The following is a 22,823-nucleotide window of genomic DNA, read 5'->3' as shown; positions in this document are numbered from 1 at the left end:
AAAAAGCTCGGAAAGCTAGTTAGCCTCCCAAGCTTTTTTAAATATTTACTTCCGTGAAGCAGCACGACGACGCTTAGCTTCCTTTTCACGGGCATTTGTGTTAAGGGTCTTCTTCCGTAAACGGATATTTTCTGGAGTTACTTCACAGTATTCATCTTCATTTAAGAATTCAAGCGATTCTTCAAGGGAGAAGTGAGTAGGGGTCTTAATGTGAGCCATTTCATCAGAACCAGCAGCACGAACGTTCGTTAAGTTCTTACCCTTGGTGATGTTAACAGTAATATCATTTTCACGACTGTTTTCACCAACGATCATACCTTCGTAAACTTCCGTACCTGGATCAATTAATAATTGACCACGACTTTCGATACCCATCATTGCGTAAGTAGTAGCCTTACCAGCATTCATGGATACAAGAGTACCTTTTTGACGACCAGGGTTCCAGTTCTTGATAACTGGTGCGTATTTTTCAAAGGTATGGCTCATGATTCCGTAGCCACGGGTCATAGTCATAAATTCAGTTGAGTATCCAATCAAACCACGTGATGGTGCTAAGAAGATAAGACGAGTTTGACCATTTTCGCCTGGTTCCATGTTCTTCATTTCACCCTTACGTTTAGAAAGGCTATCAATAACTGCACCAGTGTATTCATCTGGAGTATCGATTTGAACTTCTTCAAATGGTTCACTCATTACTCCATCAATTTCACGGTAAATAACTTGTGGACGTGATACAGATAATTCATATCCTTCACGACGTAAAGTTTCGATCAAGATAGAAAGGTGTAATTCTCCACGACCTGAAACAGTCCATGCACCTGGGTCATCAGTATCTTCAACCTTTAATGACACATCAGTTTGCATTTCACGCTTCAAACGATCTTCAAGCTGACGGGCAGTAACAAATTTACCTTCACGACCAGCAAATGGAGAATCGTTGGTCCGGAAAGTCATTTGTAATGTAGGTGGATCAATCCGTAATGGAGTAATTGCTTCGGGGTGTTCTGCATCAGCTACAGTTTCACCAACGTTGATGTCTTCCATCCCAGAAACCGCAATTAAGTCACCGGCTTCAGCTTCATTAATTTCCAACCGCTTCAAACCGAAGAAACCAAAGAGCTTAGTAACCCGGAAATTCTTCTTTGAGCCATCAAGCTTCATTAAGGTAACATTATCTCCGACCTTAATCTTACCACGGAAGACACGACCGATACCAATTCGACCAACGAAGTCATTGTAATCTAAGATAGCAACTTGGAATTGAAGTGGTTCATCAGAATTGTCTACTGGAGCAGGAATTGTCTTGATAATAGTATCAAACAATGGCTTCATGGTGTGTTCTTGAGTAGAAACATCTGAATCATAACTTGAAGTACCGTTCATTGCTGAAGTGTAAACAACTGGGAAGTCAAGTTGATCTTCATCAGCACCTAATTCGATAAAGAGGTCAAGAACTTCATCAACAACTTCTTCAGGACGAGCACCTTTACGGTCAACCTTGTTAATCACAACAATTGGTGTTAAGTGTTGTTCAAGAGCCTTCTTAAGAACGAACCGTGTCTGAGGCATCGTCCCTTCGAAAGCATCCACAACAAGTAATACACCATCAACCATCTTCATAACACGTTCAACTTCACCACCGAAGTCCGCGTGTCCTGGTGTATCCAAGATGTTAATTTGGTGATTGTCATATTTAACAGCAGTATTTTTCGAAAGAATAGTAATACCACGTTCACGCTCAATAGCGTTAGTATCCATCGCACGATCTTCAATTGAGAAGTGTTCTGGTAAAGTATCTGATTGCTTCAACATTTCGTTAACTAAGGTAGTCTTACCGTGGTCAACGTGGGCAATAATCGCAATGTTACGAATGTCGTCACGAGTTTTCAAAACTTGATTCTCCCTTTCGTCATATCATTTTTAAGTCGAACAGCAGCGGCCTATCAATTGCCAATTTCATAAAAAAACTGTGACATCGCGGTCACAGCCTCGACAACTAATTGATGATCTGTCGAATATCTCGACTAACCTGCCTCGTTGCTACTAATACAAGATTAGATGATAACACATTAATAGAACTACCGTCAATTGATTTCACAACTAAGCCTAATTCTTCTGCTAACATTCGCCCGGCAGCAAGGTCCCATGGCTTCAAATTCGAGATATATCCACCTAATTGACCAGTGATCACACCAATCATCTCAATACCAGCACTTCCATACATCCGTAAGCCAATTGCGTCTTGAGCGATTTTCTTTAATGCTGAATCGCCACTTAAAGTTAATATCCGATTCATTGCTAACAAACTTTCGCGTAAGCCTAAATCAGCTGGCTGGCTAATTTTTTGGTTGTTAGCATAAACACCAGCACCCTTGCGACCATGGTAAAGACGATTATTAATTACATCTAAAATATAGCCAAGCGTTGGTTGACCGTCAACATACAATGCTAACATAACAGCAAAATTATTATGCTGCTTAACAAAATTCATTGTTCCATCAATTGGATCAACAATCCAAACATGTCCTTGCATATTGCTTATTTGCTGGTCGCCAAATCCTTCTTCACTTAAAATTTGACTATCAGGATCAATTTTTCGCAGTTGATCATTTATTAATTGTTCATTTTCTCGGTCAATTGTCGTTACAAGGTCCGTATAATTCGTCTTCGTATCAACCTGGTAATCGTTTTCCATTTTCTGGTATGCATTTTGACCTGCTTGACGGATTATTTGTTGTGCTTTTTGATCTAACTCTTCAATACTAATCATTTTTTTGCCCAACCATTTTAATTCGCTTATCTGTTGACTCTTGTGCTGCTTTGACAACACGGTAGAGAACATAACCCGAATTCTTTTCAAACTCGCGACCCAATTGTTTCTCTTCAGCCTTTGAGGGAACGACTTGCTTAAAAGCACGATAACAATCTAAAATTTTATCTCTGTCAATCCCAACTTCATAAGCATCTTCAACCGCCCTAAACATGGCAATTACTGTTTCCATCTCTTTAGTTGTCCATGATAGATCAAGCGGATAACTATAGTTTTGTGAATTCATTTTTTGTCCCTCCATTCATTTCCTACTTGTATTATACAATCCAAACGGAAATTTAGGAATAAAAGGCCTAAAAGAATACAAACAGAAAAAGTTCTTAGCGATCTCAAAATCGAGTCATCCATCACTAAGAACTTTTCTAATTTAATTTACTAAAATTTAGATGTGTGTTGGGAAGCCAAGCGCAATGTCTGCAGCTTCTTGAACAGGTTCATTCAAAGTTGGGTGTGGATGGATTGTTAAAGCAACGTCTTCAACATTCATTCCACAATTGACAATCAATGAAAGTTCACCAGCAAGGTCACTAACACCAGGGCCGACACCTTGAGCACCAATAACATTTTTCTTATCTTTAGTGTAGATTAAGCGAATAAATCCTTCGGCAGCGTCAAGAGAAACAGCACGGGCATTACCGGCAAATGGGAACTGAGCAGTAGATACATCAATTCCTTTATCTTTAGCTTCTTCAACCGTCATACCAACTTGAGCTAATTCTGGATCAGCAAAACAAACCATTGGCACTCCAACCCAATCGTTAGCAGTATTCTTACCAGCAATTGCACCAGCAGCAGTCTTAGCTTCAAAGAATGCCTTGTGAGCAAGTGCAGGACCAGGAACAATATCTCCAATAGCCCAAATACCAGGTACATTCGTCCGGCCTTGTTCATCAACAATTACTTGATGGCGGTCGTTTAACTTAACATTTGTCATATCAAGGCCAAAATCATCAGTATTTGGTTTACGACCAACAGATACCATGCAGTAGTCTGCTTTAATGCTCTTTTCGCTACCATCAACTTCATAAGTGACAGTAACACTATTTTCATCTTGCTGAGAATCTTTAGCCATTGCCTTAGTTACAATGTCTACGCCCTTCTTTTCAAGATTCTTGACAACAATATCAACCATATCGTGGTCAAATCCACCAAGAATTGAATCAGTACCTTCAATAATTGTTACATGAGCACCAAGATCGGCATAGGCACCAGCTAATTCTGTACCAATGTAGCCCCCACCAATTACAACTAATTCTTCTGGTACTTCCTTAAGGTTTAAGCCACCGGTTGAATCAATAACGCGGCCTTCAAACTTAAAATGAGGAATTTCTACTGGACGGCTTCCTGTTGCAAGAATCAAATTCTTCCATGTGATAGTCCGACCATTATCATTATCCATGAATTGCTTTGGACCAGGCTTAATTACACGAAGTTGGTGGTCATTATCAAGAATTGCCTCTCCATCAATGATTTCAACCTTATGCTTCTTCAATAGCATCTTAACTCCACGAATCATACGGTCGACAACTTTATGGTCTTTCCATTCTTGAGTCTTAGTAAAGTCTAACTTTGCATCGGTCTTAGAAATACCATAAATAGATGAGTCTAAAGTTTCTTGGTAACGGTGCCCAGCAGCAATTAATGCTTTAGATGGCACACATCCAACGTTTAAACAAACACCACCTAAACCTGGTTCTCCCTTATCAATTAAGGTAACCTTTTGACCTAATTCTGAAGCTCGAATAGCGGCTACATAACCACCAGGACCTCCACCAACAATTACTGTATCCTTTTGTTCAACATCAGCCATTATCTAGCCCTCCATCATCAATAATTCTGGATCATGTAATAACTTGTTCATGTAGTTCAATGCATGTTGTGCAAGTCCACCATCAATTAAACGGTGATCGTAAGTCAATGATAACTTCATCATTCGACCAACAACAATTTCACCATCTTCGTTAACGTATGGTTCCTTGTCAATTCGACCAACACCAAGAATAGCAACATCTGGTTGGTTGATAACAGGGGTGAACCAGCCACCGCCAATTGAACCAATATTACTGATACTGATAGTCCGACCAGCCATTGATTCTGGACTTAGCTTGTTATCAAAGGCTGCCTGAGTATTTTCAGTAATTTCTTTTGCAATCTCAAACATGCTCTTAGAATCTGCATTCTTAATATTTGGATTATAGAGACCGTGGTCAGTGTTTGTAAGGATCCCAACATTGTAGTAGTGCTTGTAAACAATTTCTTGAGTAGAATCATCAATTGAAGCATTTAGTTCTGGGAACTTCTTGCATGTGGCAACTAAGGCCTTAACAATGTATGGCAAGAAAGTCAAGTGAATATCTTGTTCTGCAGCAACTGCCTTGTACTTCTTGCGACTAGCCATTAGAGCAGATACTTCAACTTCATCAAATGATGTAACATGTGGTGAGATATCCTTTGATTCACGAGTAGTCTTAGCGATAATCTTCCGCATATTAGACATTGGTTCACGTTCTTCAAGGTCAGCATTCCATGGCTTGATTGTATTACCAGCGGTCTTAGCCGCAACAGGAGCAGTCTTAGCTGACGTAGCCGCACTCTTTTCTTCCTTAGCTGGAGCAGCTGCCCCATTAAAGTTATCAATATCCTCTTTAAGAACTTGACCGTGGTTACCACTTGGTTGAACAAGTGAAATATCAACACCCTTATCACGGGCATATTGACGAACAGAAGGCATTGCCATTACAAGCTTATTTGGTTCTGCAAGTGGGGCTACTCTACCTTTTGAAGAATTATCTTCTGAAGGGGAATCTGCAGCTGGAGCCGTGGATTCTTCACTTTCAGTAGCTTCTTCACTGCCTGTATCAGTTTCATCATCATCGTCTTCACTTTCGACGTTTGTACTAATACCAGGCTTACCATCATCAATTTCAGCGAGCTTGTCGCCTTTTTCAACATGGTCGTCTTCTTTTACAAATAATTTTTTGACAGTTCCATCAACTGGAGATACCAATTGAGTAGTTGATTTATCAGTTTGAATTTCAATTAAAGGATCATCAGCTTTAATTGCTTCTCCTTCTTTAATGAGCCAAGAAGCAACATCACCTTCAGTTAATCCTTCTCCCATTTCTGGTAGTCTAAAAATGTATGCCATATCGTATTAACACCCTTTCTATTCCGTACTTTTAGTAATTAATTACTTCCCGTACGGCATCCTCAATATCACGTGCACCTGGAAGCCAAACATTTTCAGCTTGTGGGAATGGATATACTGAGTTAGGAGCAGCAACCCGGGTAACAGGAGCATCAAGGTACATAATTGCGCCTTCTGAAATAGCTGATGCAACTTGGGCACCAACACCAGCCATCTTTTGCGCTTCTTGAACAATAACTACTCGGTGCGTCTTCTTAAGTGATTCAAAGATCGTGTCAGTATCAAGCGGGTAAAGAGAACGTAAGTCGATAATCTCAGCAGAAATATTATCCTTAGCTAATTTCTTAGCAGCTTTTTGCGCTTCTGATACTTCACCACCATAAGCGATAATTGTAACATCAGTACCTTCTTGAACAACATTTGCTTTATCCAACGGAACAGTATACTTGTCATCAGGAACTTCACCTTTGACTGAACGATAGAGACGAAGGTTTTCAAGGAAAAGAACTGGATCGTTATTTTCAATTGCAGAAATAATTAATCCCTTAGCATCATAGGCAGAACTTGGTGCAACAACCCGTAATCCTGGAATACCAACGAAGAAGTTTTCAAGATCATCCCCGTGCAATTCAGCAGTATGAGTACCACCACCATAAGGAGTCCGAATGGTAATTGGCGCATGCTTAGTTCCATTATATTGGAAACGCATCCGTGACATTTGGGCAGCGATAGAATCCATTGCTTCAAAGGTGAAACCCATGAATTGAATTTCTGGGACTGGACGCCAGCCGGTTGCTACTAAACCAATTGACATTCCTAAAATACCTGATTCGGCAAGAGGGGTACTAAATACTCGATCAACACCGTATTTTTCTTGAAGCCCATTAGTAGCACGGAAAACACCACCGTTTTTACCAACATCTTCACCGAATACTAAAGTCTTAGGATCTTCGGCTAAAGCGATGTCAATACCTTCAGTAATAGCTTTGATATAAGTCTTTTTAGCCATGATTACTTCGACTCCTTTTCTTCGTACTTCTTAATTTGTTCTTTAATGTCTGGAGTTGGTACTTCAAACGTCCGTTTCAACATATCGCTAACTTTTTCAGGTTCTACTGAGTCAGCTTCTTTCATTGCTTCTTTAAAGCTTTGTTTGCATTCATCAGCATATTTTTGTTCTTCTTCTTCAGACCAAAGCCCCTTTTTCGTTAGGTACTTGCGAAGACGAATCAATGGATCTTTATCAAACCATGGCTTTGTTTCATCCTCAGTCCGGTAACGAGTAGGATCATCACCTGCTGAACTGTGAGCACCGAACCGGTATGTTAATGTTTCGATTAGCACTGGTCCATTACCGGCAGCAGCAAATTCACGAGCTTCCTTTGCAACTTCATAACATGCAAGGACGTCCATTCCATCAACTTGAACACCTGGAATTCCAGCAGCAACAGCCTTTTGGGCAATTGTTTGTGCTTCAGTTTGGAGCTTTCGTGGGAACGAAATAGCCCATCCATTATTTTGAATAATAAATACACCAGGTACTTGGAATGCACCAGCAAAGTTCATTCCTTCATAAGTATCCCCTTGTGAACTTCCGCCTTCACCAGTGTAAGCATAGGCAACAGTGTCTTTCTCACCATTCTTCTTAATTCCAAGAGCACCACCAGCCATTTCGACCATCTGAGCACCAATAATGATTTGTGGCCGGAGAGCACGTGCATCAAAAAGATTACCTTTGATGTGTCCCTTTGACCATAAGTACATTTGAGCAACAGTTGCTCCATGTTGAATTAATTGTGGCAAATCACGGTATGCCGGAAATAGGAAGTCTTGCTTCTTAAATGCAGCAGCGGTTCCCATTTCAGAAGCTTCTTCACCCCAAGTTGGAGCATAAAAACCTAACCGACCTTGCTTTGAGAAACTCATTGTTTGTTCATGCAAGGCACGTTCCCAAACCATTTTTTTCATTAAGTCAACTAATAATTCATCACTGAAATTAGCCATTAATTCTTTGTTAACAACATTTCCGTCGTTATCAAGAATTTGTACAGGTTTTGCATAAGGTACCCCTTCATTGGCTTTAATCTCAGCAAAATTGACAGCTTTGGTATTGGCCATATTCAACATTCCTTTCCAAATCCAATTAACATCATGTAAGCGATTGCTTACCTACATTTATAGTATAACCGATTGCCTAAATAATACAAGCGCTTTCATTAACTTAATAGACAAAAACGTTATTCTTTTCTATTAAAATTAAACGTTTTCGCTTAAAAATACTATTTTTAACTAAAATATATCTTAATTAGCAATTTTTGCTAGATATGATAGACTATAATATGACTGAATTTTTATATGGAGGCATAGTGAGTAATGTATTTAATGAAAGATATTACCCGTGACGGCAATCCCGTTTTACGTAAACGAGCTGCTAAGGTCTCATTCCCCCTATCTGATGAAGACCAAAAATTAGCTAAAGATATGATGAAATACTTAGAAGTAAGTCAAGATCCTGAATTATGTAAAAAATACAAGTTACGAGCTGGCGTTGGCCTTGCTGCTCCTCAAGTTGGTGTTTCAAAGCAAATGGCTGCTGTCCTTGTTCCTGCACCTGATGAAGATGAAAAGCCCTTATTTAAGGACGTTATTATTAATCCAGTAATCGTCAGTGAATCGGTTCAATATGGTGCTCTTACTGAAGGTGAAGGTTGTCTTTCAGTTGACAAAGATGTACCTGGCTACGTGCCACGACATGACCGCATCACATTACGTTATCAAGACGTTAATGGTGAAACGCATAAGGTACGATTAAAGCATTACCCAGCAATTGTTTGTCAGCATGAAATTGACCATTTGCATGGGGTACTATTTTACGATCATATTAATAAAGATCAACCATTTGAGGCGCCTGCAGATACAGTGATGATTAGTTAAGTTTTACAAAAAATGGTCGAGAGAAAACCACACTTTCTCCCGGCCATTTTAACTAATTACTATTTTGATTTAATTTTTCTAAATCTTCAATGTACTCAACAGTTGCTTCATTTATCAAATAGGCAATATCGATATGCAAAATCCCCTCATATTTCCACCAATCGGTTATAATAAACGGTTGAGAAGCGTTGGGAGCCATCTTTAACTGATGTTGTTTTGCGTATTCATCAAGTTTTGCTGCTAGTTTTTGACGTGTGAAATCATCAAGATTAATATTTTCTTTTTTATAATCAAAATGGTATTCAAAAGCAAGCACACCTTTTCCCCAAACATCGGCAACAATTTGAGAATTCAGATTTTTATTCCAATGTAACATTTCTTTCAAACTAGTATTTAACGCTGCATCAGTAACATCTTGAGCATTTTTCTGTACCATCATCGTTGCTCGCTTAAGAAATACGCGATGGATCGTTAAATAAAGGGCAATAACAATTATTGCTGCTAAAATACAGATTAAGAATATAACCATGACTATCACCTCGTTGGCCTTTACCTTTATTTAATAATACCATGTTAGGAAAATTTAAGACACTTTTGGTCATCTGTGATAGAATAATAAAGTAAATTACTGCATAATATCTTTAATTAAGGAGTTTTTAACAGTATGACTTTTAAAGTATACTACCAAGCTGATAAGACAAAACGCCCAGTTCGTGAAAATACTCAATCATTGTATATTGAAGCTGATTCAGAAGCTGAAGCACTTTTAATGGTTGAACACAACACTGACTACAATATTGAATTTGTAGAACAACTTGATGAAAAGGCCCTTGCTTACGAAAAGCAAAACCCTAACTTTAAGTTGACGACGTTCTAAGCTTTTAATCATTAACAGAGGCTGAGAAAAACGCTTGTTTTTCTCAGCCTCCAACTTTCTTATGAACATTAGAAAAATACTAAATTAATTATATTATTTTTGCTTTTTGGCACCATTCAAAGGAGGAATATTGATGAATTATTCAATCATCCTCAACCGTCATGCTGGTAATGGCAATGCAGAAAAGGCATGGTCGTCAATCAAACCGGTCTTAGATCAACAACAAATTGATTATCACATGGAAACAACTAAGTATCCTAATCATGGAGAATACCTTGCCAGTCAAATCGCTCAATCCCATAATGCGGGATCAACAATTGTCATTGCGATTGGTGGTGACGGTACGCTACATCAAGTTGTTAATGGACTTATGAAGACGGCCAAGCGATTGAATAAAGAACCACTTGCGGTTGGATATATTCCTGCCGGGACAGGAAATGATTTTGCCCGCGGTTACGGGATTTCTATGCATCCACAAAGGGCATTAAATCAAATTTTAACTGCAGACGCACCACAAAAAATTAACATTGGTCATTATCATGAGGCGATTCGGGGTGAAGAAGGCTATTTTCTTAATAATTTAGGAATTGGTTTTGACGCGGCAATTGTTAGTCGTGCTAATACATTCAAGGCTCATCACAAGAAAAATCATATCGGGCGTTTCACCTATCTTCAAAAGGCAATTGGAGTAATCTATGATCAAGAGCCCTTTACCTTGATGATTCAATCTGGGCGTGAACGCTTTATTTTTCCTAAAGCTTACATCGCAATTACCAGCAATCATCCATTTATCGGTGGCGGATTTAAGGTCGCACCAAATGCTTCATTAAAGAAACCATCATTGGAATTAGTCGTTGCTGAACGAAAAGGTTGGCCTATGACAATTTGGCAATTGCTACAGTTAGCCCGGGGTAAGTTAGACCAATCAAAATTTGCCCACCACTTCCAAAGCGATAATCTCCACATCACAACTACTTCACTAGAATTTAGTCAAACTGATGGAGAAGAGATTGGTAATCGTTTTATCGACCTCACCTTAGACATTAGTCAATATCCAATTTGGCAAACAATAGAAAAATAAGTTAAAAGCAGTAAGCACAGAAAAAATTTTTTCTTCTAGCACTTACTGCTTTTTGTTAATTTTTTTAGTTTATTAATCTTCAGAAGCTTCCATGGCTTCTAAAATAATCCGTAACTGGCTGCATTCTTCTCGTAAAGATTGCATCTCTTCACCGTACTTTGGTTGAATAGTAACAGTCTGCGTACCCGTATTTTCCTGTCCTTCTTGTTTACATAAATCATCCAAACGGGACTGTGCACGGTATAAATCTTCTTCAATTTCATGTTTGTTACTCATATTTAACACTCCCCAATAAATGTGAAATATTTTTAGAGCAATACTGGAATTGCAATATAAGTAAGATAACACGAACTTAGAAGAATGTTAACCCTTTTTTAGGTTACATCTTTGTTACTATCTAATGAAAAAGCTCTAATAATCTATCAGAACTATTTAACTGTTCCGGCAAAACTTGGATTAAAGTATGAACTAATCGTGTAAGTCGATACATTAGTTCCAGGGTGAGCAGCTGCTACATATTGATTATTTCCTGTATAAATAGCTGTATGGTAAGTTGAACCATGGTTACCCCAGAACAAAAGATCACCTGGCTTAGCTTCACTAACTGGATGTTGGTCCACACAGTTTTCAAGGGCTCCCGTATAGTGTGGTAATTGCTTACCTTCCGCATTAGCATAAACATACTTAACTAATCCAGAACAATCCATTCCACTAAGGCTTTCACCACCCCATACGTACGGAACACTATTAGAGTTGGCGATCTTAGTGGCAAGACTAACTACAGAACCATGTTGTAAATCTTGATTAGTAGTTGCTGCTTGCTGTGCAGGTTGACTAGCAGCCGCTTGTGATTGTTGCGGTTGAGTTTGTGATGTTACAGCAGTTGTTTGTTGTGAAGCAGCAGCATTACTGTTCTGAACGTTAACCGTTGCTTGTGATGCTGGAGCAGTCTGTGATTGTGGAGCTTGACTTGCTACTGGTGCTGCTTGAACAAATGATTGTCCATATAAAGCAGTCGTATTTACAGCTGTTGAAGCAGCCTGACTAACCGCAACGTTTTGCGTTTGTGGTGCAACACTATTTTCAGCTGAGGTAGAAGCAGTATTAGCTGTAGTAGTTTGAGCAGCATCTGTTGCAGTTGCTACGCTATTAGCAGCTGAGGAGCCAGTCGCAACCGTAGCTGTGTTATTTGCAAGAGTTGCGTTGCTATTGGCAGCACTTTGACTAGGAACAGTTCCTGCTGGTTGGCTACTAGCCACATCTCGTTGAGGCACAGAAGCAGAGGCAACTGCTGAAGTTTGAACCTGAACCGATGAAGTTGCATCTGTCGATTGAGCAACAGGAGCACTTACAGCGGGTGCGTTTACAGCAGTTGAGATCGCAGGATCTGTTACACTGAGTTGTTGTCCAATGTATAATGAGTCATTAGTGCTTAGGTTATTCCATGCCATTAATTGACTAACCGTTACATTATAACGATCAGCAATAGAGCTAAGCGTGTCGCCAGGCTTAACAGTATAACTACCATCAGCATTCAAATCAGCGCTAGCATCATGTTGAGCAGTAGGCAACGTTAATTGTTGACCAACCGTAATTAAGTCGATGCTATCGTTTATCTTCTTAACTGAAGGATTTGCTTGTTCTAATGCACTAACAGAAAGTCCATGTTGTTTTGCAAGCCCCCAAATAGTGTCACCAGACTTAACAGTAAGCTGTTCAGCATTAACTGCTTGTGTTGTTACTGCTAATAAACTTAAGGCACTAACTGCTCCTGCAAAAACGCCACGAGATCGATGGTTATTTGAATGATGTGTTCTTTTTTTACTCATATAAATAAAACACCCTCCCAATAAGTTCCTAAAAACTAAACAAATAATAATAAATTAGTGAAATACACAATTCTAACTTTACCATTAATTTTTAAATGCGTATAGCAATTATTAGATAGTTCTTAAAAAACGTTACTCTTTCTTAAAATATTAACTATTATAATAATATTTAATCTATCATTTCGTTTTTTACACGATCCATGCGAGTTACTAATAACAATTCAATAATTGTAATAATACTCATTAATAGAACTGAGTAACGACTAGTCGTCATGAAAACGATAATTGCTAAGATACACAAGATCCAATTCAAGCGTTTCTCTTGACGAATTACTCGGATAAAATCCTTCGTAACTTTATCTGGTCGTTGACTTGCCAAAAATCCAAGTTGACTATGCAAACGATTTTCCCAAATCACTAATCCTAAAAAGGCAATTGAAATAATAAACGTTATTAAGCTATTCATCATTATCCTCGCTATCATCGGTATGCACCGTCTTATTATTTGCTTGTGATTCATTGTATCGCGCGGATAAAATCTGCTGATACTTTTCCATGATTACTTTATTGATCGGTGTATCATTTAGGGTTGGATATTTTTCTTTTATTTTTTCCAAAACATCATCTGAAAAGTCATAAACGGTCTTAACTTCCTTTTCACCATTAAGAAATGCCAACGTCTCATCATAGTCCAGAGTTATTAAATCGCGCTGTGTACGGTCAGCATCTGGCTGGTGAAGAACATCCGGATCATCTTTTAGATCTTCCCGAAAGCCGTTTTCATCATATTGATATTTATTATCTTCCATTTTTAAATTCTCCTTGATTATCTTCCAATTCATTATACGGTCTTTATAAGACTAAGCCAAGCCAGTAATTTGCTATAAAAAGTGCATAGAAAACAGTCTTCTCGACAAGGCGGTTGGCTAAACTAAGGCGGAGTCACGGGCTGATTATCGTTCAGACGTGAGCCTTGTGACGACGCGAAGCTAGAGTTCTACGTTATCTTGCAATTGTTCGTGAAAATAGCAGAGGGAGCGAGACAGAAGTCACTTGTGACTTCGTTTTCGAGCCCCCGCAAGCAACAATAGGCCTCTAACGCTCGGTTTTGCCGGACGTTAGAGGCCTATTGTTGTACTGCGTATTTGCTTTTTATGAAAGTAACTTAACTTATGTCACAGGCCCCTCTTTTAATTCTTAATTACTAACATGACTCACTTTAATTAAACGTGCAACGTTTTCCGCTGTTTGAGCAATATCAATAGGTGCATCTGCTAATGCTGTTTTTAATGGTTTAGCCCCTTCAGGAGTTGCAAAAATTGCATCAATGGCCGTGGATGAATATAGATCATTTACGCCTTTACCAATATTTCCAGCCAACACAATTACCGGAGCAGTTGGAGCCACCTCTTTAGTTGCCTTAGCGACTCCATATGGCGTTTTACCAAATTTAGTCTGGAAATCAATTCCTCCTTCACCAGTAAAAACATAATCAGCGCCAACTGCCTTTTTTTGTAGTTGAGTTGCTTCAATCACTAATTCTACTCCTCGCTTCATTGTCGCACCGGTAAATGCTATCAACCCGGCTCCTAAACCACCGGCTGCCCCTGCACCTGCCGTTTGTTCAACGTCTGGCCCACCAGCTGCAACTATTTTTCGGGCATAATGATGAAGATTTTTGTCCAAGATGTTCACCATTTCTTCATCAGCTCCTTTTTGCGGGCCAAATACTGGGGCTGCCCCATTTTTTCCTGTTAATGGGTTGGTTACGTCTGATGCAATCTGAATATCTACATTTTTTAAGCGAGGATCTAATCCTCCAAAATCTACTTGCTCTAAACTTGCTAACTCACCACCGCCTAAACCAATTTCATGATTATCAGCATCCAATAAACGTGCTCCAAGTGCTTGGGCCATCCCCGCTCCGCCATCAACGGTTGCACTTCCACCAATTCCAATAATTATTTTTTTAATGTTATGGTCAAGAGCATCCTTAATTAACTCGCCGGTACCATATGTAGTTGTAATAAGCGGGTTCGCAGTCTCCTTATTAACAAATTGAAGGCCACTTGCCGCCGCCATCTCAATCACTGCCGTTTCCCCATCACCTAATATTCCGTACTCAGCATTAACTAATTTATTTAATGGGTTGTGGACTTTAGCAATCATTTTTTGACCGTTAGTCGCATCAACTAAGGATTGAACAGTCCCCTCTCCTCCATCAGCCATTGGAACTAAAGCATACTCGGCATTCGGAAACACTCTTTTGATTCCTTCTGCCATCACATTTGCTGCTTCTTTTGCTGTTAATCCGCCTTTAAATGAATCTGGAGCAATTACAAATTTCATCACTGATCATCCTTTCATTTATAGTAAATGCAAAAAGCCATACAAGATAGTTGCGGTTAACATTGCGGAACCCCCAACTAAGAATTCATAAAAAATACCTTGCGATCGTTCTTTAATATCCATATGCATTGCATTCGCTGTAACATGGAAATAGTTTCCTTGAGGTAATTGGTCAATGACAATCGCCCCAGTATGAACCATTGCCGCCGCTGCAAGTGGTGCAACACCAAATCCTAAAATAGACTTGGCAAAAGAACCAGTAGCTAAAATAACACCCGTAGAAGTTGAAGCAGTTGCTCCAGCCATGAGAATACCAGAAAGTGGTGCTAATAAGACACCAGGCACATGACTTGCCTTAATAAGATCAATTAATAACTCTGGGAAAGTAGACGCGGTGATAGTAGCACCAATTGCACCTGCACCAATTAAAATCATTACTACACCAGTCATTCGACTAACACCAGTCTGAGCATAACTTTTAATCTTCTCACCTTTTCCCATTGCTAAAGCACCTATTATTGCTGCAAATGGCAAAACATAGGTAGCATCTAAATTTACCTTTGCTAATAATGGTAAATGACAAATAGTTCCAATTGGTCCTAATAAAAGTAAAACTATTGCAATAACAGGAGCAACGATGGCTTGTTTAAACGTTGGCAAATCACTTTGCTTGATTGTTTTTGTACTATCTTCAAGATCTTGTTCTAAAACTGCCCTACCTTTTTTGCGGATCATTCTAGCTACAACAACTGTAACTATTAAAGCGATTACGGCAGGAATAAAATCAGCAATCATTACTTGACTCAGCTCAAGACCAAATCCCTTTGCCGCTGCAATTGTATTTGCATTTGGTGAGATTATGTTACCTGCCTTGCCTCCACCAGATAAGGCAACCAATAAAGATAATTTTGAAATATGCATATTGCGACCAACTTCAAGGGCAATTGGTGCAACAATTAAAACAGCAACTGGGATAAAGACCCCCACAGCTGTAATTACCATCGTTGCAAGAGCTAATGCAAAAATAGCTAACCGATCACCAAATTTATTAACGATCGTCCGTGCAAGGGTTTCGGCAGCCCCAGAATCCATCATAACGCCAGCTAACATTCCTGCCGCTAATACTCGAAGGACCGTTCCCATTACACTTTGCTCACCTTTAACCAAAATATTAATAGTTCCTTCTAAACCAGCCCCACCAATAATGGCGCCGACAATGGCTCCTAATAATAGCGAATATACTGGATCTAGTTTTCGTAAAATCAAAAAAATCGCAAGTGCTAATCCTATTAATGCTCCCCACCAAGAAATCATTTTATAAGCCTCCTCTTTGATTACTAGTAAAGAAATACTAAAATAAGATAAAACATCACAAAAAACAACATCCCTTTGTCACCGTTTACATTAACCTTTAAACAAGCTTATAACAAGTTACGTTTTGCACAAAAATTATTATGCATCTTGTACATAGTTCCTATTATCAAAATATTAAAGGAGAAAAATGATGGAGCTCAAACCAAAACTTGCACAATCAATTGTCGATCATATGATGACACAAATACCATATAACATTAATATTATGAATAAGAAAGGTTATATCATCGCAAGCGGTAACAAAAGTAGGATAAATACTTTACATGTTGGAGCTGTCGATGCGATAAAACAGCGAAAAACACTACCAATGGATCAACAATATGGAAATCATGGGCAACCAGGCGTTAATATGCCTTTAAAATTCAAAAATTAAATTATCGGTGTTGTTGGAATTACCGGTGACCCTAATAAAGTTACTCCCCTAGCATCATTGCTAAAAACAGCAGTCGAACTCTTGCTACAGCAAAAACAAGAAAATGAACAAGAGCACGAAATTGAAAAAGTTAAACAAAGATTTATTTATAGGTGGCTTAATGTCAGCAAGTATCAAGATCCACAACTTGATAGTGAACTAGTTGAGGAAGCAAATCGTCTAAATATAAATTTAGGAAAACAACGATGTGTAATTGCAATTGCCGGGAGTTCTCAAATAATTAAAAACCTTAAACTAGATCAGGAAACAATTATTTTTTCTCTCACTAATCGTATTGAGTTGATTATTCTCAGTTCAAAGCACCAAGAAGCATATATTCAACAAAAACTTGAACATCAAGAAATTGAATACGGTATCAGTAATTGGGGTAATTTGCTTGGTAGATTAGCGGAGCAAGCAGTTACAACACTGCGATTAAGTAATATTTTGGGAAAGCCATCATTTAGGTATTATTCACAAATTTCTTTTGTTAAACAGGTATTAGATAGTGATTTAAATTTAATAGCAGTTAATGATCAATATGAAGCCTTACTAAAAAGAAAAGATGGGAAAGAATTGATCGATACAATCCGTGAATTTATTAAGTGTAATATGAGTGTAAATCAAACTGCACATAATTTATTTGTACACTGTAATACACTCAATAATCGATTACTTCGCATAAAAAAACTTTTTGAACTAGATCCTAAAAATACTGAAGACTTATTTCAACTTTTTATTGGCTACATTACTTTTTACTATCAACAAACTCTATAATCATACAAAAAATACTCCCTATATTCAGAGAGTATTTTTTATTATGATTATTAAATTTTAAACTAACCCATTTGCGACTAACCGTTCTGCATTTTCAACGGTATTCCAAGCCGCCCCCTTAAGGAGATTATCAGCAACAACCCACATATTAAAGGAACCAGGATTTTCTTCATCTGCACGGAGACGACCAACAAAAGTGTCACGCTTGCCAACAGCATTAATTGGTTGAGGATAAACCTGGTGCGCAGGATCATCCTGCAGAACTACCCCGGGAGCGTCCTTTAATACTGCCCGCAATTGGTCAACAGTTACCGTTGGATCGTCAACAGTAAAGTAAATTGATTCTCCATGAGCAATTGGGACAGGTACACGAACACAAGTGGCAGTAACCTTAATATCCTTAGCGTCCATGTCGTTTAACATGATCTTCTTTGTTTCATGGATCATCTTCCATTCTTCATGGGAGTAACCATCATCTTCAAAGACATCGATCTGCGGTAATAAATTAAAAGCTAATGGATAATGCTTCTTGTCACCCTTTGTTGGCAAAATCTTGGCATCTGCTTGCATGTCCTTACCCTCAAGGTAGTCTTGAGTTTCTTGTCGCAATTCATTTAAAGCTGATTGACCTGCTCCTGAAGCTGCTTGGTAAGTCGAAACAATAATTTGATTCAATCCAAATGCTTGGCGGATTGGTTCCAATGCTACCACCATTTGAATTGTCGAACAGTTAGGATTAGCAATGATTCCGTGATGATTTTTTAATGCCTCTTCATTTACTTCTGGAACTACTAGCGGTACATCAGGTTCCATTCGAAAAGCACTCGTATTATCAACACAAACTGCTCCCCGTTTTACTGCTTCTGGAAGGAACTTTTTTGATACTGATCCACCAGCAGATGAAAGCACAATATCAACCCCATTAAAAGAATCAGGTGTCGTTTCTTCAACAGTGATCGGTTGACCCTTAAATGATAATTGCTTACCAGCTGACTTAGCGGATGCCAGTAATTTCACACTCTTTACCGGAATTGTTGATTGTTCCAATTGTTGAATCATCCGTGTACCAACCGCACCAGTAGCACCCAAAATTGCGACATTATATTCTTTACTCATCTTAGTTCCTTCTTTCAACCTATCCTAAATTATTCATAAAATTTTGTAACCGTTCAATCGCCGTATCAATAACAGAATCTGCCGCTGCATATGATAAGCGAATGTATCCTTCTCCACCAGGACCAAATGCATTCCCGGGAATTACGCCAACTTTAGCTTCGTGGGCTAATTTACGAGCAAAGGCGAGATCATCCTTCCCAAATTGAGCAGGGATTTTAGCAAAAATATAAAATGCGCCATCTGGCAATGCAATTTCAAAGCCCATCTTTCGCATTGCACTCGCAAGTTTATCTCTCCGTTGACGATAGACCCGCTTAAATTCTTGCGGATCATCATTCCCGTTTTCTAACGCTTCAATCGCTGCCGCTTGAGCAGTGTCATTTGGGCACGTCACCATAAATGAATGCATCTTTGACATCGTTGAAATAAATTCTCCCGGGCCAGCCACATATCCTAAACGATAACCCGTCATTGCATGTGATTTTGATAAGCCACTAATCAGAATTGTCTGCTCAGGCAAAAGCGTCGCAAGTGAATGGAATGGTTGATCGTACATCAATGAACTATAAATCTCATCAACAATCGCATAGATGTGATGATCTTCAATTACTTTAGCCAATGCTTTTAGCTCTTCTTCAGTGTATGAACGGCCAGTTGGATTATTAGGATAATTTAAGAGAACAGCCTTTACTGCCGGACCCTCTTTTGCTAATACCTCTTCTAGTCTTTCAGCAGATAGCAAAAAGCCATCATCAGCAGTGTTAACTTTGATCGGTTCAGTACCAGTTAGGGAAACACTCGGGAAATATAGCGAAAATGCTGGAGTGGGAATAATTACTTTATCTCCCGGATTTAACATTGCAAAAGTTGTCGCGGTTACCGCTTCTGTTGCCCCAATCGTTACTACAATTTCGGCTTCAGGGTCATAGTAAACGTGACGACTCTGCTCAAGATATTTACTAATCGCTTTGCGTAATTCAATCTTACCCTTGCTTGGTGAATAGTGAGAATCATCATTTTGAATACTTTCAATTGCCGCTTTTTTGACGTGATCTGGCACAGCAAAGTCCGGTTCACCAAGTGTTAATTTTACTAGTCCAGGAACGGCAGAAATTTCTTCATCAAATGCGCGAATCTGTGCTGGCGGAACAGCTGCCAGATGACTATTTACGGTAGTTGCTAATTCAGCATGAAGTCTTGGCATTTTTTCACCTTCTTATAAAATATTTTCTAAACCAATTACCAATTTTGATAATCCATCAACTTTTTCCAGAGCAACCTTAACCCCATTCATAAAGGATTGACGGTCAAACGAGTCTTGGCGGATAGTTAGGGCCTCGCCATCCCCACCAAAGAGAACTTGTTCGTGAGCAATGTACCCCGGAAGTCGAACAGCATGAATCTTAATTCCATGGTAGTCGCCACCCCGCGCACCGGTTAAGCTCTCTGTTTCATCAGGATTTGTCTCATGTGCAGGACGGACTTGATCGATCAACTTTGCGGTACTCAAAGCCGTTCCCGATGGGGCATCTTTTTTATCACCATGATGCATTTCAATAATTTCAACGTCCGGGAAATATTTAGCTGCTTCCTGAGCAAATTTCATAAGAAGAACTGCCGACATCCCAAAATTAGCAGCGATCAATCCACCTATCTGTTTTTCTTCACTGAGGCGCACCAGGTCTGCTTGTTGTTCATCGGTTAAGCCGGTCGTTCCAACAATCGGCCTCATTCCATGTTCAAGTGCAAACTTAACATTCTGATAAACAGCACTTGGCAAGGTAAAATCAATCCAAATATCAGCAACTCCATCTTCAATTTCATCCAAAGTTTGATAAGGCTGAACAGATGATGCAAGGTGAAAATCAGTCATATTCTCTTTTGTTAAGGTTGGTGCAAGCGCAGCGGTAATTTCAAACCCAGCGAGTGAGTTCACTAGATCAACTGCCTTTTGTCCCATTGCTCCAGTCGCACCAGCAATTAAAACTTTTTTCATGCTTTATTCCCCCAAATTTAAAGGTAAGTTCTTGGCAGTCAACGAATTAGTAGGTAATGATAAGGCAGTCTCTAATTTGCGTTTTTCTTCTTCATTTAATGGAAGAATTGGTAATCGACAACTACCAACGTTAAAACCTTGCGCATTCAAAACTGCTTTAACTGGTGATGGTGATGGGAACATAAACAAAGCGGCCATCCGGGGAGTTAGCCACCGTTGCAACTTACCAGCAGTTTGATAATCGCCTCGGTATAGTGAGTCATACATTTGGCGCATTTGATCGACATAAGTATGGGAAGCAACCGAGATAACCCCATTTGCTCCTAAAACCCGGGCAGTTAGCGCCTGTGCATCTTCACCTGTGAAAACTGCAAAATCAGGGTCGCGGTGTTCAACAATGTATTCAAGTTCTTCCAAAGATGTACATTGTTTTACAGCGGCGATATTTTGATGGTGAGACAATTCTACTACGGTTTCCTGAGCCATCTTTACCCCTGTACGACCAGGAATGTTGTAAATGATGATTGGGAGGTCAACACTATCCGCAACTGCTGTGAAATGAGCAACCATTCCCCGTTGGTTAGGTTTGTTATAAGGAGGAACAACAACAAGGGCATAATCGATACCGTTAATTTGCGCAACCTCATTAGTAAAGGCAATCGTTTCCTTAGTATTATTGCTTCCAGTTCCAGCAATAACCGGAACCCGTCCGTTTACAATTTCACCGAAATGTTGGTATAGCTCAATTTTTTCATCATGAGTGAGTTCTGGAGTTTCCCCAGTAGTCCCCCCGATAACAAAACCGTTGCTCCCATGTTCAATTAAGTAATTTGTCAAATATTCTAAACGACCATAATCAATATTTTCCTCGTCATCAAAGGGGGTTACAATTGCCGTCATTAAGTCTGCATTTTGTAATAATGTCATATTCTTTCCTCCATTATTTATTCCCTACTAATTTTGCATTCGATATTCAAGAAAACCAGTAATCGCATCTACTCCACGTTTAATTGCTTTTTCATTAGGGGTAAGGGTGGCCGAATGCAATTGTGAATCATCTTCAACCCCAAGCCAAAACATGGTTCCCGGAAATTTAGCCAGTAAGTAGCCAAAATCTTCCCCGGTCATTGCGGGTTCTGTTTCGATAAAGTTTACAGTTGGTGTCTCTTCCATATAATGGATAAACCGTTTTGTTAATTCTGGATTATTCTCTACTGGCCAATAGCCACCCTGATTTAATTCAAGGGAAACATCCATGTTAAAACTACACCCGATTCCTTCACATACGTCCTTCAAGCGGTTATCAATAGTTTCAATCATCGTCTGCGTTAGTCCCCGAATCGTTCCTTCAATCCGCGTATGTCCAGCAATAACATTTCGAATCGTCCCGCCGTCAATCTTTCCTAAGGTAATTACACCACTTTGAATAGGATCGATACTCCGCGAAATCACAGTCTGTACTTGAAGAATCAATGATGCTGCCGCAACGACGGTATCATTAGCATTTTGAGGATACGCCGCGTGACCGCCCTTACCATTGAGATCAATATTAACTTCCGTGGTTCCCGCAAACAAGGTCCCCATCCGACAACCAATTGCGCCTGCTGGCAAATCAGGATTATCATGCAACCCGTAAAACTCATCTGGTTTCCACTTTCCACTAAACAAACCCAGTTCATATGCCCGCTTTCCACCATTTTCGCTTTCTTCGGCCGGTTGAAAGAAAAACAGGATATTATCTTGCGGCTGGTGTTCACTAAAATAATTCAATACCCCTAATGCAACCGTCATATGAATATCATGACCACAGGCGTGCATTACTCCCGGATGGGTTGATGAGTATGGTAAACCTGTTTGTTCCTCAACTGGTAAAGCATCGATGTCTGTTCGATACCCAATTGTTCGTTGTGGATTCTTACCATGCACCAACACCATGAGAGCAGTTGGTAATTCCTTAAAGGTACGAACTTCTAAAAAGGCTTGGTTAAAACCAGCAATCGTCTCCACTAAGTATTGGTGAGTGTCAAATTCTTGAAGAGCCAGCTCTGGAATTTGATGGAGGTGACGACGAATTTGAATTAATTCTTCTTCTGTTAACAT

General features: G+C 39.3%; 23 protein-coding genes and 1 pseudogene. 5 read left to right on the top strand and 19 right to left on the bottom strand.

Going from position 1 to position 22,823, the window contains the following annotated elements:
* Positions 1-45 precede the first annotated feature (45 nt).
* The 7 genes from typA to pdhA form a co-directional block, all read right to left on the bottom strand.
* Positions 46-1,890, bottom strand: a complete 1,845-nt coding sequence (gene typA, locus LREU_RS03440) for a translational GTPase TypA (RefSeq protein ID WP_003668260.1) — start codon at positions 1,888-1,890, stop codon at positions 46-48.
* 106 nt (positions 1,891-1,996) lie between these two features.
* Positions 1,997-2,770 carry an inositol monophosphatase family protein gene (locus tag LREU_RS03435; RefSeq protein ID WP_003668261.1) on the bottom strand — a complete coding sequence of 258 codons (774 nt, stop codon included), beginning with the start codon at positions 2,768-2,770 and terminating at the stop codon, positions 1,997-1,999.
* Complete coding sequence (locus LREU_RS03430) at positions 2,763-3,056, bottom strand: UPF0223 family protein (RefSeq protein WP_012390526.1); 294 nt, start codon at positions 3,054-3,056, stop codon at positions 2,763-2,765. Before LREU_RS03430 ends, LREU_RS03435 begins: the two co-directional genes overlap by 8 nt.
* A gap of 156 nt (positions 3,057-3,212) precedes the next feature.
* Complete coding sequence (lpdA, locus tag LREU_RS03425; protein ID WP_003668265.1) at positions 3,213-4,640, bottom strand: dihydrolipoyl dehydrogenase; 1,428 nt, start codon at positions 4,638-4,640, stop codon at positions 3,213-3,215.
* 3 nt (positions 4,641-4,643) lie between these two features.
* On the bottom strand, positions 4,644-5,978 hold the full coding sequence (locus LREU_RS03420; protein ID WP_003668266.1) for a 2-oxo acid dehydrogenase subunit E2: 1,335 nt from the start codon (positions 5,976-5,978) through the stop codon (positions 4,644-4,646).
* A 31-nt stretch (positions 5,979-6,009) separates the two neighbouring features.
* On the bottom strand, positions 6,010-6,987 hold the full coding sequence (locus LREU_RS03415; RefSeq protein WP_003668267.1) for an alpha-ketoacid dehydrogenase subunit beta: 978 nt from the start codon (positions 6,985-6,987) through the stop codon (positions 6,010-6,012).
* A gap of 2 nt (positions 6,988-6,989) precedes the next feature.
* Positions 6,990-8,096: a pyruvate dehydrogenase (acetyl-transferring) E1 component subunit alpha gene (gene pdhA, locus LREU_RS03410; RefSeq protein WP_003673220.1), complete on the bottom strand. Its 1,107-nt coding sequence runs from the start codon at positions 8,094-8,096 to the stop codon at positions 6,990-6,992.
* Between the two features lie 255 nt (positions 8,097-8,351).
* Here pdhA and def point away from each other — a divergent pair, with 255 nt between their 5' ends.
* The gene (def, locus tag LREU_RS03405; protein WP_003668269.1) at positions 8,352-8,912 is read left to right on the top strand and encodes a peptide deformylase; all 561 of its coding nucleotides are present in this window, start codon (positions 8,352-8,354) and stop codon (positions 8,910-8,912) included.
* Between the two features lie 52 nt (positions 8,913-8,964).
* Here the strand turns inward: def and LREU_RS03400 are convergent, their stop codons facing one another.
* Positions 8,965-9,441 carry a hypothetical protein gene (locus LREU_RS03400; protein ID WP_003666804.1) on the bottom strand — a complete coding sequence of 159 codons (477 nt, stop codon included), beginning with the start codon at positions 9,439-9,441 and terminating at the stop codon, positions 8,965-8,967.
* A 135-nt stretch (positions 9,442-9,576) separates the two neighbouring features.
* Between LREU_RS03400 and LREU_RS03395 the strand changes: the two genes are divergently transcribed.
* Together LREU_RS03395 and LREU_RS03390 are read left to right on the top strand one after the other, a co-directional pair.
* Positions 9,577-9,789: a DNA-directed RNA polymerase subunit epsilon gene (locus LREU_RS03395; RefSeq protein ID WP_003666803.1), complete on the top strand. Its 213-nt coding sequence runs from the start codon at positions 9,577-9,579 to the stop codon at positions 9,787-9,789.
* Positions 9,790-9,922: 133 nt separating this feature from the next.
* Positions 9,923-10,870: a diacylglycerol/lipid kinase family protein gene (locus tag LREU_RS03390; protein ID WP_003668272.1), complete on the top strand. Its 948-nt coding sequence runs from the start codon at positions 9,923-9,925 to the stop codon at positions 10,868-10,870.
* Between the two features lie 72 nt (positions 10,871-10,942).
* On the opposite strand, the gene LREU_RS03385 is transcribed toward LREU_RS03390, so the two are convergent.
* From LREU_RS03385 to LREU_RS03360, 6 genes are all read right to left on the bottom strand, one after another.
* Positions 10,943-11,146, bottom strand: coding sequence for a hypothetical protein (locus LREU_RS03385; protein WP_003668273.1), 204 nt, complete (start codon positions 11,144-11,146; stop codon positions 10,943-10,945).
* Between the two features lie 152 nt (positions 11,147-11,298).
* Positions 11,299-12,699: a C40 family peptidase gene (locus tag LREU_RS03380; RefSeq protein WP_003668275.1), complete on the bottom strand. Its 1,401-nt coding sequence runs from the start codon at positions 12,697-12,699 to the stop codon at positions 11,299-11,301.
* 169 nt (positions 12,700-12,868) lie between these two features.
* Positions 12,869-13,165 (bottom strand): hypothetical protein, encoded by a 297-nt coding sequence (locus LREU_RS03375; RefSeq protein WP_003674385.1) that lies wholly within the window; start codon positions 13,163-13,165, stop codon positions 12,869-12,871.
* On the bottom strand, positions 13,158-13,541 hold the full coding sequence (locus LREU_RS03370; protein WP_003668278.1) for a hypothetical protein: 384 nt from the start codon (positions 13,539-13,541) through the stop codon (positions 13,158-13,160). The genes LREU_RS03375 and LREU_RS03370 overlap by 8 nt, the downstream gene beginning before the upstream one ends.
* 355 nt (positions 13,542-13,896) lie before the next feature.
* Positions 13,897-15,048, bottom strand: coding sequence for a glycerate kinase family protein (locus LREU_RS03365; RefSeq protein ID WP_003668279.1), 1,152 nt, complete (start codon positions 15,046-15,048; stop codon positions 13,897-13,899).
* Positions 15,049-15,066: 18 nt separating this feature from the next.
* A complete protein-coding gene (locus LREU_RS03360; RefSeq protein ID WP_003668281.1) occupies positions 15,067-16,362 on the bottom strand; it encodes a GntP family permease in 1,296 nt (431 codons plus the stop codon).
* Positions 16,363-16,549: 187 nt separating this feature from the next.
* Between LREU_RS03360 and LREU_RS10515 the strand changes: the two are divergent.
* Together LREU_RS10515 and LREU_RS10675 are read left to right on the top strand one after the other, a co-directional pair.
* Positions 16,550-16,939 (top strand): annotated as a pseudogene (locus LREU_RS10515) (sugar diacid recognition domain-containing protein); the annotation flags it as partial.
* A 195-nt stretch (positions 16,940-17,134) separates the two neighbouring features.
* A complete protein-coding gene (locus LREU_RS10675; protein WP_225414872.1) occupies positions 17,135-17,611 on the top strand; it encodes a PucR family transcriptional regulator in 477 nt (158 codons plus the stop codon).
* Between the two features lie 57 nt (positions 17,612-17,668).
* Here LREU_RS10675 and LREU_RS03345 read toward each other — a convergent pair whose 3' ends face one another.
* From LREU_RS03345 to LREU_RS03325, 5 genes are read right to left on the bottom strand one after another with little or no spacing between them, the layout of a single operon-like run.
* On the bottom strand, positions 17,669-18,727 hold the full coding sequence (locus tag LREU_RS03345; RefSeq protein WP_003668286.1) for an aspartate-semialdehyde dehydrogenase: 1,059 nt from the start codon (positions 18,725-18,727) through the stop codon (positions 17,669-17,671).
* Between the two features lie 19 nt (positions 18,728-18,746).
* Positions 18,747-19,931, bottom strand: coding sequence for an aminotransferase class I/II-fold pyridoxal phosphate-dependent enzyme (locus LREU_RS03340; RefSeq protein ID WP_003668288.1), 1,185 nt, complete (start codon positions 19,929-19,931; stop codon positions 18,747-18,749).
* A gap of 12 nt (positions 19,932-19,943) precedes the next feature.
* The gene (dapB, locus tag LREU_RS03335; protein WP_003668290.1) at positions 19,944-20,723 is read right to left on the bottom strand and encodes a 4-hydroxy-tetrahydrodipicolinate reductase; all 780 of its coding nucleotides are present in this window, start codon (positions 20,721-20,723) and stop codon (positions 19,944-19,946) included.
* Positions 20,724-20,726: 3 nt separating this feature from the next.
* A complete protein-coding gene (gene dapA, locus LREU_RS03330; RefSeq protein WP_003668292.1) occupies positions 20,727-21,650 on the bottom strand; it encodes a 4-hydroxy-tetrahydrodipicolinate synthase in 924 nt (307 codons plus the stop codon).
* Positions 21,651-21,677: 27 nt separating this feature from the next.
* Positions 21,678-22,823, bottom strand: coding sequence for an N-acetyldiaminopimelate deacetylase (locus LREU_RS03325; protein ID WP_003668294.1), 1,146 nt, complete (start codon positions 22,821-22,823; stop codon positions 21,678-21,680).

This window comes from Limosilactobacillus reuteri subsp. reuteri, from assembly GCF_000016825.1.
In the GTDB taxonomy this organism is placed as follows: Bacteria; Bacillota; Bacilli; order Lactobacillales; family Lactobacillaceae; genus Limosilactobacillus; species Limosilactobacillus reuteri.
Note: the sequence above shows the minus strand (reverse complement) of the source record. Positions and strands in the feature narration are given on the sequence as shown.